This is a genomic window from Microvirga sp. P5_D2, assembly GCF_054049475.1.
Genome location: NZ_JBFUMH010000295.1, coordinates 1 through 3,437, shown reverse-complemented (window position 1 = coordinate 3,437; position 3,437 = coordinate 1). Strand labels below are relative to the sequence as shown.

Genomic DNA, 3,437 nt, shown 5'->3' with positions numbered 1-3,437 from the left:
TCCATAGGTAGCGCATTCCTCATGCGAAACCACGACGCCCCATTCTTCGGCGAGGCGCTTGTAGACGATGGCCAGAACGTCGCGATAAAGCTTCGTCGGCGTCTGAAGCTGCTGCGAGGATTCGTGGCGGGCATGAGCCTCAAGGATCTGATTGCGTGTCAGCGGCCGCGATACCTTGCCGGTCAGCGGCTTGAGCGCTTCGACCATGCCGCTTTCCCAATCAATCAGCGTGCCGTAGCAATCGAAGGTCAGAACTTTGAAATCAGTCAGGCGCATCGGGAAGGCTCCTATATTAAATCTGCTCTATCTAATATCGGCCTCGCACAACGTGATGCTGATTGATCCGTCGGAGCGATGCTTGCATTGCTGTTCGAGCCTGTAGCGCAGCATAAAGTGCGGAGTTCGGATAACTCCAGGCGCCCCGGCATACCGGGGCGCCTTTGTCACGGTGAGCTTATGCGGCCAGCTCATCCTTCACGAAGCGGCCGGCTTTCATGATCGCCGGCATATGCTTGCCCTGCCCCGTCAGGAGCGACAGGTCCTTCAGCGGATCTCCATCCACGACGATGAGATCTGCGTAAGCTCTCGGTGCAATCACTCCGAGCTTGCCTTCCTGCTTCACGACCTTGGCGGCGTTGATGGTTGCCGAACGGATCACCTCGATAGCCGGGAGGACTTCTCCGCGCAGCGTGAACTCATCGGACTGATGCACATGCATCTCGCCCAACAGGTCGGAGCCGTAGGCCATCATGACGCCTGCATCGTGCAGGATCTTGAGCGCGGCGAGGCCCTGGCTGCGAACATCCTCGATCTTGGCAACGGATTCCGGCTGCAATCCGAAGGAAGCGCCTTCCTTCGCAAGATAGTGGAAGGTCACGTTGGTCGGCACCACATAGGCGCCCTTCTCCTTCACGAGCTTCGCAGTTTCGGCAGAGATCAGATTGCCGTGTTCGATCGACTCGACACCAAGCTCGACCGCCCGGCGGATCGCTTCATCCGTATAGAGATGGGCGGCCACGTATGTCTGAGCGTTGCGCGCTTCTTCCACTGCGGCACGCACTTCATCGGACGAAAGGCCGAGGAAGGCGATGGGGTCCGTGGGGGACGAGACACCGCCATTGGCCATGATCTTGATGAACTGAGCGCCGGCCTTGATCTCTTCGCGCGCAGCGCGCCGAACATCRTCGACACCATCGACGACACGACCGAGAGTGCCCGCGCGATCCGCATAGTAATCGACGTTTCGAGAATGATAGCGCCCACGGTAATCAGTGTGCCCGCCCGTCTGCGAAAGGGCCTTGCCGCAGATGACGAGACGCGGGGCTTCGATCAACTCCTCCTCGATTGCCATGACGAGGCCGTGATCAGCGCCGCCCAGATCGCGAACGGTGGTGAACCCGCGCATCAGCATGTCGCGCATGATCTTGGCCGAGCGGATCGCAACCAGGGTGTTCGGCAGTTCTGCGTTGGCACCGAGATTGGCAGTCGTGGCGATCACATGAACGTGGCAGTCGATCAGGCCCGGCATGAGCGTCTTGCCGGCAAGGTCGATGACGCGAGCCGAAGGCGCGTTGATCGGGCCGTCGGACACTTCACGGATTTCGCCGTTCTCCACGAGAACGTTGTGATTGGGGAGAGCTTCGTTTCTCTGCCCATCGAGGATGCTGGCATTTTTGAACAGGATGGTGGACAACTCGTGTCTCCTAAGGAGTGTTTATTTACGGGCTTTCGTGAGGGCGGAAATCAGCAAGGGCGTGAAGGAGCGCACGAGAGCGACCTGATCCTCGCTGGTATAGGCGCCTTCCTTATCCAGAACATTGAGCGTTCCGAGGATCTCGCCGCCTTCCTGCACGGACACGTTGATCACGCAGCCGAGCCCCAAGCTCTCGATCAATTCATGATCCGGGAACGCCCATCGGATGGCTTCCTTATCGCGTCCCAGGAATGTCTGCTTACGCGTCAGAACGAGGTCGCCCCAGGGCGTAGGACCCATTCGCTTGCGGCCCTGCACCGGATAAGCATCCGGCTGCGACGAGTAGACTCGCTCGACCTCTTCGCCGCCCTCGCGCCGCACGAGAATCGTAAACAGGCCATGGCCGATCAGGCCTTTGACGGCCTTGTCCACGGCGCGGTAAGCCGCTTCGGGCGAGGCATCCTGGGCAATTGCGTCGGTGACTGAAAGATAGGCTTCAAGGACTTCGTTGGTCATAGGGCAGGCGCTTTCTGTGAACGTTCAGGAAGAATGCCGTCCGGACGCAAGGTCAGAATGATGACCAGTCCGAGACCGACGGCGATTTCTCGAAGAGCGGCGGCTTGCAGGGCCGTTACGCCAGGGGCGAACTCAGCCATGAAGCGCGTCGCCTCGAGAAAGGCGATGAGAAGATAGGCTCCGAGCACAGCACCGGCCGGGCGAGCATTTCCGCCAGCGGTCACCGCGAGAAAGATGTAGATCGTCACTAGCGGCTGGAACTGATCGGGCGCGACGTAGCTCGTGTAGTGGCCGTAAAGCGCACCCGCGAGCCCAGCGATAGCAGCAGACAATGCGAAGGCCTGAGCCTTAAAGCGCACGACGCTTTTTCCCGCCACCGACGCCACGGTCTGATCCTCGCGGATGGCCCGCATAGCCCGGCCCCACGGAGAGGAGAGCAGCCTGCGCTGAAGCAGGTAGACCACGGCGACCGCAGCAAGCGTGATCAGCAGCGTTCCCAGATGGAACCAGATGCCGGTATCGCGGGCGATCATGACCGGAACGCCAGAAATACCATCCGTCCCTCCGGTCAGCCACACCTCGTTGGAGGCGACGATGCGGACAATCTCAGCAAAGCCGAGCGTCACGATAGCGAGATAGTCGTCGCGCAGGCGCAGTGTCGAGAAGCAGACGAGCAAGCCCGCGACGCCGCCTGCCAGCACGGCCACGAAGACGCCCAGCATGATCGGTGCATGCTCCCATGTCGTGAGCATGGAGGACGCATAGGCGCCGACCGCGAAGAACCCGGCGAGACCAAGATTGACAAGACCCGCCGTGCCCCAGGACAGCATGAGGCTCTGCGCCAGCAGCGCATAGACGGAGCCGACGACAAGCGTGAAGAGAATGTAGGTCAACATGTCGTCAGCTCGCCTTGCTACCGAGGAGACCCGAAGGCCGGATCACGAGAACCACCAGGATGACGATGAAGCCGACCGCGAGACGATAGGCGGGAGCCAGCGCAAGCACCGTGAACTCCTCGACGATGCCGATGGTGAAGGCACCGACCACCGCGCCGGGGATGCTCCCCAGTCCGCCCAACACCGCCGCCGCGAAAACCGACAGAAGCACACGCCCACCGAGCAAGGGGTCGATGGATGTATCGAGGCCGATGAGCGTTCCGCCGACGCCGCACAACCCGCTGCCGATAGCGACGGTGATGAGCGCGATCCAGCGAGGGCTGATACCCTTG

Annotated in this window: 4 protein-coding genes and 1 pseudogene; all 5 read right to left on the bottom strand. The window is 60.9% G+C overall.

Going from position 1 to position 3,437, the window contains the following annotated elements; translation table 11 throughout:
* Positions 1–276, bottom strand: a pseudogene (locus ACXJKO_RS30710) (haloacid dehalogenase); the annotation flags it as partial.
* Positions 277–454: 178 nt separating this feature from the next.
* Positions 455–1,693 carry an amidohydrolase family protein gene (locus tag ACXJKO_RS30705; protein ID WP_457094800.1) on the bottom strand — a complete coding sequence of 413 codons (1,239 nt, stop codon included), beginning with the start codon at positions 1,691–1,693 and terminating at the stop codon, positions 455–457.
* Between the two features lie 21 nt (positions 1,694–1,714).
* A complete protein-coding gene (locus tag ACXJKO_RS30700; protein ID WP_457094799.1) occupies positions 1,715–2,209 on the bottom strand; it encodes a GAF domain-containing protein in 495 nt (164 codons plus the stop codon).
* Positions 2,206–3,105: a branched-chain amino acid ABC transporter permease gene (locus tag ACXJKO_RS30695; RefSeq protein ID WP_457094798.1), complete on the bottom strand. Its 900-nt coding sequence runs from the start codon at positions 3,103–3,105 to the stop codon at positions 2,206–2,208. The genes ACXJKO_RS30700 and ACXJKO_RS30695 overlap by 4 nt, the downstream gene beginning before the upstream one ends.
* Before the next feature lie 4 nt (positions 3,106–3,109).
* A partial coding sequence (locus ACXJKO_RS30690) for an ABC transporter permease subunit (protein WP_457094797.1) occupies positions 3,110–3,437 on the bottom strand: 328 nt, incomplete at its 5' end.

Excerpts from the sequence above, each read along its gene's own strand:
- ACXJKO_RS30695 (WP_457094798.1), bottom strand. The coding sequence starts at position 3,105 with ATGTTGACCTACATTCTCTTCACGCTTGTCGTCGGCTCCGTCTATGCG.
- ACXJKO_RS30700 (WP_457094799.1), bottom strand. The coding sequence starts at position 2,209 with ATGACCAACGAAGTCCTTGAAGCCTATCTTTCAGTCACCGACGCAATT.